At 35.5% G+C, this 13786-nt stretch carries 13 protein-coding genes and 1 pseudogene; all 14 read left to right on the top strand.

The window, feature by feature from the left end; all coding sequences use genetic code 11:
* Positions 1-286: 286 nt before the first annotated feature.
* The 14 genes and pseudogenes from DI487_RS06305 (at position 287) to DI487_RS16160 (ending at position 13781) form a co-directional block, all read left to right on the top strand.
* Positions 287-1063 carry a DUF3108 domain-containing protein gene (locus DI487_RS06305; protein WP_109568877.1) on the top strand — a complete coding sequence of 259 codons (777 nt, stop codon included), beginning with the start codon at positions 287-289 and terminating at the stop codon, positions 1061-1063.
* A gap of 3 nt (positions 1064-1066) precedes the next feature.
* Positions 1067-1998: pseudogene (locus DI487_RS06300) on the top strand (tryptophan 2,3-dioxygenase family protein).
* 18 nt (positions 1999-2016) lie between these two features.
* On the top strand, positions 2017-3258 hold the full coding sequence (locus tag DI487_RS06295; RefSeq protein WP_109568876.1) for a M23 family metallopeptidase: 1242 nt from the start codon (positions 2017-2019) through the stop codon (positions 3256-3258).
* The gene (pgi, locus tag DI487_RS06290; protein WP_109568875.1) at positions 3258-4898 is read left to right on the top strand and encodes a glucose-6-phosphate isomerase; all 1641 of its coding nucleotides are present in this window, start codon (positions 3258-3260) and stop codon (positions 4896-4898) included. The genes DI487_RS06295 and pgi overlap by 1 nt, the downstream gene beginning before the upstream one ends.
* A gap of 168 nt (positions 4899-5066) precedes the next feature.
* Positions 5067-5765: a carboxypeptidase-like regulatory domain-containing protein gene (locus DI487_RS16570; protein WP_245896545.1), complete on the top strand. Its 699-nt coding sequence runs from the start codon at positions 5067-5069 to the stop codon at positions 5763-5765.
* Between the two features lie 47 nt (positions 5766-5812).
* A complete protein-coding gene (locus DI487_RS16565) occupies positions 5813-6703 on the top strand; it encodes a TonB-dependent receptor (protein ID WP_245896544.1) in 891 nt (296 codons plus the stop codon).
* Positions 6688-7368 (top strand): TonB-dependent receptor, encoded by a 681-nt coding sequence (locus DI487_RS16560; protein ID WP_317046273.1) that lies wholly within the window; start codon positions 6688-6690, stop codon positions 7366-7368. The genes DI487_RS16565 and DI487_RS16560 overlap by 16 nt, the downstream gene beginning before the upstream one ends.
* Positions 7359-7715: a TonB-dependent receptor gene (locus tag DI487_RS16555; RefSeq protein ID WP_317046272.1), complete on the top strand. Its 357-nt coding sequence runs from the start codon at positions 7359-7361 to the stop codon at positions 7713-7715. Before DI487_RS16560 ends, DI487_RS16555 begins: the two co-directional genes overlap by 10 nt.
* A 100-nt stretch (positions 7716-7815) precedes the next feature.
* Complete coding sequence (locus tag DI487_RS06280) at positions 7816-8241, top strand: hypothetical protein (protein ID WP_109568874.1); 426 nt, start codon at positions 7816-7818, stop codon at positions 8239-8241.
* An 83-nt stretch (positions 8242-8324) separates the two neighbouring features.
* Positions 8325-8705, top strand: a complete 381-nt coding sequence (locus DI487_RS06275; RefSeq protein ID WP_245896543.1) for a septal ring lytic transglycosylase RlpA family protein — start codon at positions 8325-8327, stop codon at positions 8703-8705.
* Between the two features lie 110 nt (positions 8706-8815).
* Positions 8816-9301 carry a GbsR/MarR family transcriptional regulator gene (locus DI487_RS06270; RefSeq protein ID WP_109568872.1) on the top strand — a complete coding sequence of 162 codons (486 nt, stop codon included), beginning with the start codon at positions 8816-8818 and terminating at the stop codon, positions 9299-9301.
* 25 nt (positions 9302-9326) lie between these two features.
* Positions 9327-10433, top strand: a complete 1107-nt coding sequence (locus DI487_RS06265; protein ID WP_109568871.1) for an efflux RND transporter periplasmic adaptor subunit — start codon at positions 9327-9329, stop codon at positions 10431-10433.
* Positions 10434-10464: 31 nt separating this feature from the next.
* The gene (locus DI487_RS06260; RefSeq protein WP_109568870.1) at positions 10465-13584 is read left to right on the top strand and encodes an efflux RND transporter permease subunit; all 3120 of its coding nucleotides are present in this window, start codon (positions 10465-10467) and stop codon (positions 13582-13584) included.
* A gap of 74 nt (positions 13585-13658) precedes the next feature.
* Complete coding sequence (locus DI487_RS16160; protein WP_218925787.1) at positions 13659-13781, top strand: DUF3861 domain-containing protein; 123 nt, start codon at positions 13659-13661, stop codon at positions 13779-13781.
* Positions 13782-13786: the final 5 nt, after the last annotated feature.

Below are 13786 nucleotides of genomic sequence, written 5' to 3'. Positions count from 1 at the left end.
GTTTATTTTTCATAAAGAAAAATTTAAAAAGTAATTACCTTTGCACTCGCAAAAAAAGGGACGATATGTTCGTTTTTTTGCAGATAATTTTTCATAATTTATAGTTTTTGGTTGGTTAATAGCATAAAAAACTCAGTCATTAATTTTGACTGGGTTTTTTTGTTTTAGTATTTTTGGAACAGAAATTGCATTTCAAGTGTGTTTAATCACAACAGAAAAGTTACACATTGGTAATGAGTAGGTTATGTGATTGTTATAATTTAGACACTCACTAAAAAGCTGACAAATGAAAAAAATAGCCCTTTTACTTTTAATTTTTGTTACGACAAATTCTTTTGTACAAAATGAAGAAGCATTTCAAACGGGAGAATGGTTCAAGTTGCGGATACATTATGGAATGATTAATGCCGGTTATGCTACTCTTGAAATCAAAGAAGCAACCAGAAGCAATAAAAAAGTACATCATGTAGTAGGGAAAGGTTGGACTGTAGGGATGGCGAAACTTTTCTTTAAAGTAGAAGACGACTACCAAAGTTATTTTGATAAGGAAACCGGAAAGCCGTATCAGTTTATAAGAAAGATAGACGAAGGCGGCTATACTAAAAACCAGATAGGCTACTTCAATCAGAATAGAAATACCGTTCTGGTAAAAGATTATAAAAAAGATACCGAAAAAACGTTTTCTGTGCCTGACAATGTTCAGGATATTGTTTCCTCATTTTATTTCTTAAGAAATCATCCGCAGCTCGATAATCTAAAAGTCGGAGAATCAATTGTTATTGATATGTTTTTTGACGACGAAACGTTTAAGTTTAAGTTAAAATATATTGGTAATGAAGATTTAAAAACTAAATTTGGAACGGTTCCGTGTAAAGTCTTCAGACCTTATGTACAAGCGGGTCGCGTTTTTAAGGAAGAAGAAAGCTTAACGGTTTGGATATCAAATGATGAAAATAGAATTCCGATACGTATAAAAGCCAGTTTGGCAGTAGGATCCTTAAAGGCAGATTTAGAAGCTTTTAAAGGACTAAAAAATTCTTTTAAAATTAAAGTTGAAAATTAATTCATGAATACAGAAACGCTTTATCAGGATAAGATAGAGGCTTTAGAAAAAAAATTTAAGGCAATCAATCAAAATACGGAAACGCATTTGGAAGGATTGTTATGGTCAAAACCCATAACATATTGGGATTATATACAAACAGATGCACTTCTAAATTTACAAACACAAAGAACAACGTTGCCCGATGAAATGGTATTTATTATGTACCACCAGATCAATGAACTGTTGTTTAAAATGATCTTGTGGGAAATAGATCAATTGTGTCATACAGAACTTCCGTCTACAGCATATTTTACTGAGAAATTAGGTCGTATCAGTCGTTATTTCGACATGTTAACGACCTCTTTTGATATTATGACAGACGGAATGGAGGTGGATCAATACCTGAAGTTCAGGAATACATTAACACCGGCAAGCGGATTCCAGAGTGCGCAATATCGTTTGATTGAATTTGCATCTACAGATCTTATTAATCTTATAGATGCCCGCTTCAGAGCAACAATTGACAGAAATACACCGTATGAGCATGCTTTTGAACATTTGTATTGGCAGGCAGCCGGAAGGATTATAAAACAGGAGAGAAGTCTTATCTGATTCAACAATTTGAGAAACGCTATAAAAAAGAATTTCTTGATTTTATGGAGGAATATAATACAATCAATGTTTGGCGAAAGTTTAAACAACTTCCTCTTGAAGATCAGCAGAATGAAGATTTGGTAGAAGCAATGAGGCATTATGATAAAACGGTTAATATTACTTGGGTAATGGGGCATTTTCGGACTGCGGTGAAGTACATTGAAAGTTCACAAGGGAATGGAGAAGCAACCGGAGGAAGTGATTGGAAAAAATACATGCTGCCGAAATACCAAAAAAGAATTTTCTTTCCGGAGCTGTGGACCAAAGAAGAATTGGATAAGTGGGGCGAAAATGTTTAATGTGAAAAAGAGTTTAAATTGAAATACCTAACATCTCTATTGCTGTTACTTACTGCTGTAATAGCATGTGATACTAAAAATAAGAAAGAAGAAAAACAAGAAGAGAAAATTGAAAATGCAGAACCTGTAATTAAAAGATACGGATTTGTATATAATGATTTTCATGTTGTAAACGATACAATTAAAAGCGGTGATACGTTCGGTACCTTACTACAGAATTATGTCCTTCCGGATAGTATGAATGTACATCAACTGACTGAAAAGATCAGAGATTCCTTTAATTTACGAGGAATGAAAGCCGGTAAGCCCTATGTTTTACTTTTTGATAAGCAAAAGCAAAACGACCTGAAAGCTTTTATATATGTAAAAGATAAGATACACTATACCGTAATTGATCTAAGAGATTCTGTTGCAGTTCTTAATAAGAAAAGACCGCTTTCTATTAAAAAAAGAACAATTGCAGCAGAGATAGAAGGCTCATTGTCTGAAACATTAGATAGAGAAGGAGTAAGCGCTTCTTTAGCGCCCAAACTGGCCAGTGTATATGCTTATTCCATTGACTTCTTTAAAATTCAGAAAGGAGATAAGTTCGCCGTAACACTTTATGAGAATTTTATAGAAGATTCTATCTATGCAGGAATTGACCATATTGAATCAACGTACTTTCAGCACAGAGGAAGAGATTTTTATGCTTTTCCATATAAATTAAAGCCGGGACAAAGAGAATATAGTTATTATGATGAAGAGGGAAAGGCATTAAAAAGTATGTTTTTAAAAGCGCCTTTAGATTATTATAGGATATCCTCAAAATTTTCAGGGAAACGCTTCCATCCGGTACAAAAAAGATGGAAAGCTCACAACGGAACGGATTATGCTGCTCCGCATGGTACACCGATTAAGGCAACAGCAGCCGGAGTGGTGTCGAGAGCAGGCTATACTTCCGGGAATGGTAATTTTGTAAAGATAAGACACAATGCAACTTATTCCACACAGTACCTTCACATGTCTAAAATTTTAGTCAAAAAAGGAGAGTACGTTGCACAAGGACAAGTCATCGGGAAAGTAGGAAGTACAGGTTTAGCAACAGGACCACATGTATGTTACCGTTTTTGGAAAAACGGAGTACAGGTAGATCCTTTTAAAGTACAATTGCCAAGTGCAGAACCTATGGCAGAAAAAGACAGGTTGAAATATATAGAATATATTAAACCGTTCAGAAAAGAATTAGACAGCATTTTAAAAGTTAAATTTAAAGAATAATGAGCTTACAATCTATTAATCCGTCAGGTACGGTTGCATGGCAAAACATCAGAGAACATTTTACTGAAATGTATAATGTTTCTATGCAGGAAATGTTTCAGGAAGATTCAAAACGTGCCGAAAAATTCCATATCAAATGGGAAAAGTTTTTAGTGGATTATTCTAAAAATAAGATCAATGAAAAAACATTGGCATTGCTTTTAGATTTGGCAAATGAAGTAGGTTTAAAAGAGGCTGTTGAAAGCTATTTCGGAGGTGAAAAAATTAACCGGACCGAAAAAAGAGCTGTTCTTCATACAGCTTTACGAGCTAATAAAGAAGATGTTGTTTTAGTTGATGGCGTAAATGTAATGCCGGAAGTTTTTGCAGTTAAAGAGAAAATTAAAACTTTTTCCGACAAAGTGATAACGGGAGGTATAAAAGGTTTTACGGGTAAAGCATTTACGGATATAGTGAATATAGGGATAGGCGGATCTGATTTAGGACCGGCTATGGTGGTTGAAGCTTTACAATATTATAAAAATCACTTAAATGTTCATTTTGTATCTAATGTTGATGGTGATCATGTTCAGGAAGTTTTAAAGAAAGTCAATCCGGAAACAACTCTTTTTGTTATTGTTTCTAAAACATTCACGACTCAGGAAACATTGTCTAATGCTGAGACAATAAGAAGTTGGTTCTTGCAATCTGCCAAACAAGAAGATGTTGCCAAACATTTCGTAGCCGTTTCGACCAATATTCAAAAAGTAACAGATTTTGGTATTGCTGAAGATAATATTTTTCCGATGTGGGACTGGGTCGGAGGAAGATTTTCGCTTTGGAGTGCGGTGGGACTATCCATAGCTTTAGGTGTAGGATATGATAATTTTGATACACTGTTAAAAGGAGCTAATAAAATGGACACTCATTTTAAAACGGCTGAGTTTTCACAAAATATACCGGTAGTTTTAGCCTTATTAAGCGTTTGGTATAATAATTTCTTCGGAGCTGAAACGGAAGCTTTGATTCCTTACACCCAATATTTACAAAAATTAGCACCTTATCTTCAACAGGGGATTATGGAAAGTAACGGAAAAAGCATCGGAAGAGATGGAAATCCGGTAAATTATCAGACCGGAACTATCATTTGGGGCGAACCGGGAACTAATTCTCAACATGCTTTCTTTCAATTGATCCATCAAGGTACGAAACTGATCCCGACTGATTTTATCGGTTTTAAAAAATCGCTTTACGGAGATACAGATCATCACAACAAATTGATGTCCAACTTTTTTGCACAAACAGAAGCTTTGTTGATGGGTAAAACAGAGAAACAGGTGAAAGCAGAGTTTGAAAAGCAGGGAATTACCGGAGATTTTGCGGATTATTTATTACCTTTTAAAGTATTTGACGGGAATAAACCGACCAATACGATTTTAATTGATTCCTTAACACCGGAAACCTTAGGGTCATTAATTGCTCTATACGAACATAAGATCTTTGTTCAAGGAGTAATTTGGAATATTTTTAGTTATGATCAATGGGGAGTTGAACTGGGTAAACAATTGGCAAATTCAATTTTAGAAGAGATAAATCAAGAAAAAATTAATGCACATGATCCGTCAACGGAGTTCTTGTTACGCAATTTTCTGTCGGAATAAATAAGAACTTTAAAAAAAGCTTGAATTTTTATCGGTGATCTGTTAAAAAAAACGTTAAAAAGTTCGTTTTTAGAAAGATTGTTATAAGTGTTTTATTGTTAACAATTTCTTAACCTTAGTTAAAATCTGTTGTTTGAAATTTGCAAAAAAAAACATAAAACACAAGAAATGAGAGATTTTGCAAAAAAATTACTTTTTGGATTTGTCTTTTTGACTTCCTTAACGGTTTTTTCTCAGGCAACAGTTACCGGAGTAATTGTTGATGCCGATTTGAACGAGCCTTTAGCAGGAGCTAATGTTGTAGTTAAAGGAACTACAGATGGTGCAACTACCGATTTTGATGGTAAGTTTGAATTTACAACTTCAGAAAAATCAGGACAGATTGTAGTGTCTTATTTAGGTTTTGAGTCTAAAGTTATTTCTTTTACAGTTTCAGGAAACACAGTTAACTTAGGAAACGTTACTTTAACTCCTGATGAAAATCAACTAGAAGGAGTTGTAGTAGTAGGTAGCGGAGTAATTGACTTAGCTAAAGATAGAAAGACACCTATTGCCGTTTCAACAATTAAAGCAGCTGAAATTCAAGCTAAGATCGGTACTGCAGACGTAACGCAGGCATTAGTGAATACACCTTCGGTATATGTAGCAGGACAATCAGGTGGTTATGGTGATTCAAGAATGACTGTTCGTGGATTTCAACAAGACAATACAGCTTTCTTATTGAATGGTCAACCGATCAATGGTATGGAAGACGGTAAAATGTACTGGTCTAACTGGTCAGGTATGTCTGATATTGCTAATGTAATCCAGATTCAAAGAGGTTTAGGATCTTCAAAATTAGCTATTTCATCTGTTGGGGTACAGTAAACTTTGTTACTAAAGCAACCGAAAAGAAACAAGGTGGTTTTGCTTCAATGGGTGTAGCAAATAGTGATTATTTCAAATCAACTGTAGGGTACAACACAGGAATGTCTAAAAAAGGTTGGGGATTCAGTGTAATGATGTCTCACTGGCAAGGTGACGGTTACAATATGGGAACCAGAGGGGAAGGACAAAATTATTTTATCTCTTTAGGATATAAGCCAAGTGATAAACACAATTTCAACTTCTTATTGACAGGTGCACCACAATACCACGATCAGAATTTTACTAAATCAATTAGTACATATTTACAATACGGTAGAAAATACAATAATAACTACGGATACCTAAATGGTCAGTATTTATCTGAAAGAACAAACTTTTACCACAAACCGGTAGCTAATTTAAACTGGGATTTCAATATTAATGAAACAACACAGTTATCAACTGTATTATATGCTTCTTGGGGTAGAGGTGGTGGAACCGGTAATTACGGAACCAGATTAAGAACAGCTGATGGTTTAGTTGATTTTGACACAATGTATGCTAATAACCTAGCTACAGCAAACGGAGAAGGATCGTATTCAAACGGAAACTATCTTATCAGAGCTTCAATGAACAACCATGCGTGGTACGGAATGGTTACTAATTTGAAAAAGAAAATTAATGAAAACCTTTCTTTTAATGCAGGGATGGACTTAAGAACCTATTATGGTACACACTATAGACAAGTTGCAAATTTCTTAGGCTTAAATTCATGGACCGAAAGTAGAAACTTAAAAGGACAGAATGATTTACCTACCGGTACTATTGTTTCAAATACAGTTACAGATTACGGTATCGCAAGACCATGGGAAGCAATGTTTAATACTGTAGGGAAAGCCAAAGAATTGATTACGATTATAGTGAGAGAATTTCTTACGGAGGAGTGTTCGGACAAGTAGAGTATGCTACAGAAAAGGTATCAGCCTTTTTCCAAGGATCAGTATCTGAACAAATGCACCAAAGATTTGACCGTTATGATTATTTGCCGGAATATAAAGATGCTAAGAAAGTAGACAACTTTGGTTTCAATACTAAAGGTGGTGTAGCTTATAATATTACAGGGCAACACACAGTTTTTGTTAATGCAGGATATTATTCTCGTCAACCGTATCATGATAATATCTATTTGAACTATACAAATGCAGTTAATCCTTTAACAGAAAACGAAAAAATATTAGGGTTAGAAGCAGGATATACATTTACTTCATCAATTTTTACGGCTAATTTAAATGTTTACAGAACATCTTGGAAAGATCGTGTAACTACAACTTCTACTGTATTAACGGCAGATGGAACAATTGGAACCACACCGGTATCAACAGGCGATTTGATCTATACAACCAGTCAAAACGATGAGCAGTTACATACAGGGGCTGAGGTAGATTTCACATTAAAACCAATAAAAACATTAAGTGTTAAAGGTTTTGCATCAGTTGGAAACTGGGAGTACAGGGGAAATGCTGTTCAAAGAAAATATAATGAAGGCTTAGATGTATTAGATGAATCAAAAGTTGATATTGAAGGAGGTAAAGTAGGTGATGCTGCTCAAACAACTTGGGGTTAGGTGCTAAATATGAAATCTTTGAACGTTTCTCAATTGACGCTGATTGGAGAAATTACGATAAATTGTATGCAAATGTTTCTGCAAGAAAAGAAAATATAGAGTTACCGTCTTATGATTTAGTAGATGCAGGTATTTCATATAAAATGTTAGTAGGGAAAGATAAAAAGAACTCTGTTGGTTTCAGATTCAATATGAATAACGTTTTCAATGAAGTTTATTTATCTGAATTAACTACAGCAAACAAAGTTCAAGCCGGAGATGAAACTTGGAATGGAATTAATGTTTCAAATGCAGGATATTTCGGTTTAGGAAGAACATGGAATTTCTCAATCCGTTACAATTTCTAATGACTGTTTAGTTTTAATTATAAAAAAGCCCTTTAGCAATTTTGTTAAAGGGCTTTTTAAATTTTATATCTTTGTAAAAACACAAATAAAACTAATCAGTATGTATACAGCCGTTCAAACTGCCCATTCTATTTTTGCTTATGTAGTATTAGCACTATTGTTTTTAGCTAGTATAAACGCCATTGCAGGTTTGGCAAGTAAGAGACTTTTTAAAGATAAGGATCTGCGTTTGTCCTTATTTGCACTTATTGTTACCCATTTACAATTAGTATTGGGAATTGTTGTTTATTTTATCTCTCCGTTAGGATTATCCGCATTCGGACAAATGTCAAACTCTGCTTTGCGACTTACATCTTTAGAACATCCGCTAATTAATGTTATTGCTATAGCATTCGTTACAATCGGTTGGTCTAAGCACAAAAGAGAAGAAAGCAACAACGGGAAGTTTAAAAAAATAGCCCTGTTTTATTCTATTGGGTTCTTGTTGATTCTATCAAGAATTCCTTGGTCAAACTGGTTAGGCTAAAATAGTATGCATCTGTTTTCATGGAATAATAGATTTTTTAGGTTTTCCCTGATAGCTCTCCTGTTAGTAGGGGCTTATTGAGTTTGGGATTCAAAGCGTCTGAAACAGATGATTCTAATAAAATAAAGCGTGATTCAGTACAACAGGATTCACTAAAAAGAAATAAATTCTACAAAACAAATGTCCATGCGTCTTATTATCATGATAAATTCAATGGCAGAAAGACAGCAAGCGGACAACTATTTGATAATAAATTATATACTGCAGCACATAGAACACTGAAATTCGGGACAAAAGTTAAAGTGATTAATCCCGATACCGATAAATCAGTGATCGTGGTAATTAATGACAGAGGGCCGTTTGTTTCGGGTAGGGAAATAGACCTCACCAAAAAAGCCTTTAGTGTAATAGCAGATAGTAAAAGAGCAGGTTTCTTAATTGTAAACCTAGAGATCATAGAGTAAGTCAGGTATTTTGCCTGACTTTTTTCTTTAAGTAAATTTAACAAAACTTTAAGTTCGGTTGCAACCGAACTAACCGAACTATTAATTATTTTTGCGTCAAAATTGTAATTATGGATAATAATGCAGAAAAGGAAAAAGAAGAATTAATAGAAATGTTTGGGGTACATTTTGAAAAATTTCACATGTTGCCACCTTTAGCAGCCAGAATCTTGGCTACTTTAATTCTGAACTCCAGAGAAAAAGACCTGAGTTTTGAAGATTTGGTGTGTATTACAGGGGCAAGTAAAAGTTCGGTCTCAACAAACATTAATCTGTTACTTAAACTAGAAAAAATCATCTATTATACAATTTGCGGAGATCGTAAAAAGTTTTTTAAACCTGCCAGCCTAGCCGATAGAATTAAAAACCATCTGGTTTTTATAAAGTCAGAACAAAATATAATAAAAAGAATCAGTAGTTACGAAGAAAAGTACAAAAGAAAACCTTTGACGGTTATGGAAGAGAAAAGTCTGGAGATCTATCGTGAATACGTCAATAATTTTGAAGTGCTGCTTCAGGATTCCATCAAGAAAATAGAAGAATTAGAAACCAAATAACCCATTTATTTTATAGTTGAATTTTATGAAAAAGAAGTTTGTTTCAGCCGTAGTGTTTGTTAGTGTTCTTTTTGTTTCGTGTAAAAAAGAACAACAGCAACAAGCGAAACCAGTAATGCCTTATAAAGTTGTGCAAATTGCTAAAACCAATACAACATTGCAGGCAGAATATCCGGCTACCCTTGAAGGGGTCATGGATATTGACATCCGTCCTAAGGTTGACGGTTATATTCAAAAAATCTTTGTTGATGAAGGACAGGAAGTAAAAAAAGGACAAGTTCTTTTTAAATTAGAAACCCAATCTGTATCCCAAGACGCAGCAGCAGCAAAAGCAAAAGTAGATGCTGCTCAGGTTGAAGTGGATCGTTTAGTTCCGTTAGTGGAAAGAAACATCATTAGTAAAGTACAATTAGAAACAGCTAAAGCAAATCTTGCAAGCGCAAAAAGCACTTATCAAAGTGTAATTGCAAATATCGGATATGCTACTATAACAAGTCCGGTTAACGGAGTTGTAGGTACAATCCCGTATCGATTAGGAACGTATGTAAACAGTCAGACAGATCAACCGCTAACCCGTGTTTCTGATATCACTAAAGTATATGCTTATTTCTCAGTAAGTGAAAAGCAGCAATTGGATATGGTAATGAATTCCGAAGGAAAAACATTTCAGGATAAAATTGCTAAAATGCCGGCTGTAAGCCTGATCTTAAGTAATGGGATAGAATACAGTCAAAAAGGAAAAGTAGAAACTTTTAGTGGTTTAGCTAACCCGGAAACAGGTTCGTTTAATGTGAGAGCCGGTTTTCCTAATCCGGAAAAGATATTACGTTCAGGAGGAACAGGAACTGTAACAATTCCGACAGATTTAAAAGATGTAATTCTTATTCCTCAAAGCGCTACTATGGAAATGCAAGATAAAACAATTGCTTTAGTAGTTGATAAGGAAAACAAAGTGAAAATGGTACCGGTTGAAGTGCGTCCGGTTCCCGGAGGAAAATTCTTTGTAGTAGACAAAGGCTTAAATGTAAACGATAAAGTTCTTATCGAAGGAGTAGGACTAATTACAGAAGGGACACCTATTAAACCGGAAGTAGTTCCATTGAACGACATATTAAATCCGACTGAAAAATAATCGACTAATCAATATTTGAAAATATTATTTTATGTTAAGAAAATTTATTGACAGACCCGTGTTGTCAACGGTGATTTCTATTATCATCGTGATTTTGGGAATCCTGGGGCTTATCACTCTTCCGGTATCTCAATATCCGGAAATTGCACCGCCAACAGTTACGGTATCGGCTAGTTATCAGGGAGCCAGTGCCGAAGTAGTGATGAACTCGGTAGTTATTCCGTTAGAAGAGCAAATCAACGGGGTAGAAGATATGACCTATATGACTTCTACTTCAAGTAATGACGGTTCGGCAACGATTAATATTTATTTTAAGCTGGGTACAAATCCGGATATGGCTGCGGTAAACGTTCAGAATCGAGTGTCAAGAGCCACTCCGTTATTACCACAGGAAGTTACCCGGGCAGGTGTTACAACAGCTAAGCGTCAAAGTGATAACATTTTGATCTTTGGTTTGTATAGTGCCAATGAAACCTATGATATGACATTTCTCCAAAACTATGCTAATATCAATATTATCCCTAAATTAAAAAGGGTAACAGGTGTTGGTGAGGCTATGGTTTTCGGACAGAAAGATTATTCGATGCGTATTTGGTTAAAACCGGATGTAATGGCTTCACATAGTTTGGTTCCGGCTGATGTAATGAATTTATTGTCGGAACAGAATATTGAAGCGGCTCCAGGACAATTCGGTGAGGATAGTGACCAATCTTTTCAATATACTCTAAAATATAAAGGACGTTTACAAAGTATCAAAGAGTTTGAGCAAATAGTAGTGAAGTCAACAGAGAATGGAGAAGTTTTACGTTTAGGAGATATTGCCCGTGTGGAACTAGGGGCTCAAAATTATGCAAGTAATACTTTGATCAACGGACATCAGGCAGTGGCAGTAGCCATTGCACAGACTGCCGGTTCAAATGCACAGGAAGTTATTGAAGGTTGTTTGAAAGTTTTAGAACAATCAGAAGTAAGTTTCCCTAAAGGAGTTGAATACGCATCTTTGGTTAACGCAAATGATTTCCTGGAAGAATCCATTTCAAAAGTACTTCATACCTTAATTGAAGCCTTTATATTAGTGTTTATCGTGGTATTTGTATTCTTACAGGACTGGAGATCTACATTGATTCCGGCAATTTCAGTACCGGTAGCTATTGTAGGTACATTTTTTTTCCTGAACTTATTCGGATTTACGATAAACATGTTAACCTTGTTTGCGTTAGTGTTGGCAGTAGGTATTGTTGTGGATGATGCTATTGTGGTAGTAGAAGCGGTCCATGCTAAAATGGAAGCCGGCGAGCACAATCCTAAAAAGGCAGCTCACAGTGCAATGGATGAGATCAGTGGGGCTATTATTTCCATTACCTTAGTAATGTCGGCCGTATTTATCCCTGTTTCGTTTATTAGTGGATCAGCCGGAGTATTTTATAAGCAGTTTGGTTTAACATTAGCCGTTTCGATTGTTTTATCAGCGATTAATGCACTTACTTTATCACCTGCATTGTGTGCTATTTTCTTAAAACCGCATGATGAACATGAAAACAGTAAGAAAGGACTTTTAAAACGTTTTTACACAGCATTTAATGTTGCTTTTGATTCTACAACCAGTAAATACAAAAGATCAGTTGAGTTTTTCTTGAATCGTAAATGGTTAGCATTCTTCGGCATCATTGTTTTTGCAGGAATCTTCGTTTTCTTAATGAATATTACACCAAAGTCTTTCGTGCCGAATGAAGATACCGGAACAATTATGTCTGACGTGTCATTGCCGCCGAGTACTTCTTTAGAGCGTACGGAAGCTGTACTGTTACAAATTGAAAATGCCGTAAAAGACATCCCTGAAATTGAAAGAGTTTTGCGTATTTCAGGGCGAAGTTTGATCAGTGGTACAGGAAGTAATTACGGAATGATCATCGTAAACTTAAAGCCATGGGCTGAACGTAAAGAAGTGAATCAGGAAATTAATGCAGTTGTGGGCGAATTGTTTAAAAGAACAGCTACGATTAAAGATGCTAGAGTAATTTTCTTTGCCCGCCCTACTTTAACCGGTTTCGGTTTCAGTAGTGGATTTGAATTTCAGTTACAGGATCAAAAAGGAGGAACTATTCAGGAACTGAATACCATTAAAGATAAGTTTTTGGGAGCATTGAACAGTCGTCCTGAGATTAAGTATGCAACGACTTCATTCTCACCTAACTATCCGCAATATCAAATTGATTTGAATGTTCCGGCAATTAAGAAATCAGGTTTAACAGTATCGGATGTGTTGGGTACTATGCAAGGATATTACGGTGGGGTTTATGCCTCTAATTTTAATAAGTTTGGAAAACAATACCGTGTAATGTATCAGGCTGAACCGGAATACAGAAGTGATCCGGAATCGTTGAACAAAGTAATGGTTCGTACGGCTAGTGGCGTTATGGCACCGATATCACAGTTTATAGATCTGAAAAAAGTATTCGGACCACAGGTAATCAATCGTTTTAACTTGTTTACTTCCGTAAATATTAATGGAGCGCCTGCTGACGGATTCAGTTCAGGAGATGCTATTAACGCTATTGAAGAAGTAGCTCAGCAAACTTTACCGATCGGATATGGTTATGAATATTCTGGGATGACTCGTGAAGAGATCAATGCCGGTGGTCAAACAGTCTTTATTTTCTTGTTGTGTTTGATCTTTGTTTATTTCTTGTTATCTGCACAGTATGAAAGTTATATGTTGCCGTTTGCAGTATTGCTATCCTTGCCGGTTGGTTTGGCAGGAGCCTTTATCTTTGCTTATTTGTTTAATGTGAGCAATAATATTTACCTGCAAATTACATTGATCATGCTGATCGGTCTGTTAGCGAAAAACGCCATTTTGATTGTAGAATTTGCTGCTGATGCGAGAAGAAAGGGAATGAGTATTTCCCAAGCAGCCGTTCAGGGTGCTGTAGCTCGTCTTCGTCCGATTTTGATGACCTCATTTGCTTTTATTCTGGGGTTAGTTCCGTTGATGTTGGCACAAGGAGCCGGAGCCGTCGGAAACCAGTCGATCGGTACAGGAGCAATCGGAGGGATGTTGATAGGAACTATTTTTGGTGTTTTGATTATTCCGGTGCTGTTTGTTGTATTCCAAAGTTTACAGGAAAAAGTAAGTTCAAAAAATGCATAAATAAGGGCGGCCAAAAAGAGTAATAAATATAAAATTCAGTGATATGAAATAGAATTGAAAGACGGGGAAAGTCATTGAAATTTGATAATCACGATGATATTTTCAACCTGACAGAGCAAACTAAAGAATCAGACAGGTTTGAAGAATTTGCACCGACTTTCAGAGCATTTATGGGAAAACTGAAAGGAAAAAATTAGCCGTA

It is taken from the genome of Flavobacterium sediminis (genome assembly GCF_003148385.1).
Lineage (GTDB): Bacteria > Bacteroidota > Bacteroidia > Flavobacteriales > Flavobacteriaceae > Flavobacterium > Flavobacterium sediminis.
The sequence above is the reverse complement of the archived record's forward strand: the minus strand, read 5'-3'. Positions and strand labels throughout refer to the sequence as shown.